Annotated in this window: 1 protein-coding gene; it reads left to right on the top strand. The window is 41.9% G+C overall.

What is annotated here, in order from left to right:
• Positions 1–97: 97 nt before the first annotated feature.
• The gene (locus tag G327_RS25565) at positions 98–1210 is read left to right on the top strand and encodes an IS91 family transposase (protein WP_019617277.1); all 1113 of its coding nucleotides are present in this window, start codon (positions 98–100) and stop codon (positions 1208–1210) included.
• Positions 1211–1489: the final 279 nt, after the last annotated feature.

The raw sequence follows: 1489 nt of genomic DNA, 5'->3' as shown, positions 1-1489 counted from the left end.
GTTGAACATGCCGGGCTACGCCCAGAGAAGCCATACCCATCGTCCTTTGTATACTGAAAGCTGGATAAATAAACAGTTGTAATTATACTGTATATTTATGAAGCAGTGGACGTTACAACGATTATTTCTAGAATACCCGCCCAAGAAACTGGGGCTGAGGTTACCTTTGTATCAACTCAAAGCGGTTGATGCTCTCACTATGTGCCGTACTGCTAAGCTGGGAAGTCATGGACAGTATTGTGAGCATGGGCACCTTTGTGGTGTGTATTACAACTCCTGTCGGCATCGAGGCTGTCCGCAATGTCAAAATGTTAAACGTGAGCAGTGGCTTTCAGATTGGTCTGCCCGACTGCTTAATACTCCGCATCATCATTGGATCTTTACCTGCCCCCATGAATTACTGCCGTTATGGCGTTATAACCGCTCTTGGTTTCAAGATTGTTTGTTTAAGGCAGTCAGCGGCACTTTAAAAACATTGTCTAAAGATGAAAGACAGATCGGAGGCCAACTCGGATACATGTTAGCGTTACATACCTGGTCAAGGAATTTAGGCGAGCATCCTCATCTTCACGGGTTAATAACCCATGGTGGTGTTGATGAGAATGGACAATGGCGTGTGCCTAAGCGTAAAGGGTTATTATCTGCTGAAGTCGTAAAACGAATGTTTCGAGGTAAATTTTTAGCATTAGTGTCAGACGCAATAACGAATGGTTTATTAGTTTATCCTCCTGAAAAAGGAAAACAGCATTGGAAAAATATAGTTAATAAACTTGGTCGAATAAAATGGCAGGTTTATGCATGTAAACCCTATCGACACGGCTTCGGTGTTGCCCGTTATCTTGCGCGATATATCCGAGGCGGCGCGCTAAAGAATCATCAGATTTTACATGTTAAAAAAGGTTTAGTGAGCTTTAAATACCACTCACATCAAACAGGCAGAAAGGAAGTTAGGCATCTTAATGTCACCGACTTTGAAGCTCAGGTGTTAAAGCATATTCCGCTGCCTCGGCAGCAGACAATCCGTTATTACGGTATATACCATCCAAGCCTGATCAAACGACTTAATACGATACGAAGTGAATTTGGCCAATCGGAATACAAGACGCCCACATTGCCAGACTGGCAAGATGTGATGGCGCTTTACAACCTTACCATTGAGTGCCCAATATGTAATCAAAATAAACAGCAGGAAGATTTTAAAATACATTAACCCACGGAGGGCGTTGCTGGTTAAGTTGAGGCTAGTCGCATTGTGCTGTCTAAAATATTGTTGAGGATAAAAAACTGATGAATAACAATAGCTTTTGCGTTAACATATCAAGCATATATAAACTAAATATGTGGTGGCTTTTGTTTGGCATTCAAGCAAGACCCACATCACGCGGATGTCCAACAAGTCGATGAACAGAGACAAATTTAAAACGGCTGAGACCGAGTTAGATAGTCTTGTTTTTTTGTGTTTTAAATCCGCTCGTTATCTAAAGCGTTA

It is taken from the genome of Psychromonas ossibalaenae ATCC BAA-1528, assembly GCF_000381745.1.
Lineage (GTDB): Bacteria > Pseudomonadota > Gammaproteobacteria > Enterobacterales > Psychromonadaceae > Psychromonas > Psychromonas ossibalaenae.
The sequence above is the reverse complement of the archived record's forward strand: the minus strand, read 5'-3'. Positions and strand labels throughout refer to the sequence as shown.

Coding starts and splice junctions, on each gene's coding strand:
- G327_RS25565 (WP_019617277.1), top strand. CDS start 98: ATGAAGCAGTGGACGTTACAACGATTATTTCTAGAATACCCGCCCAAG.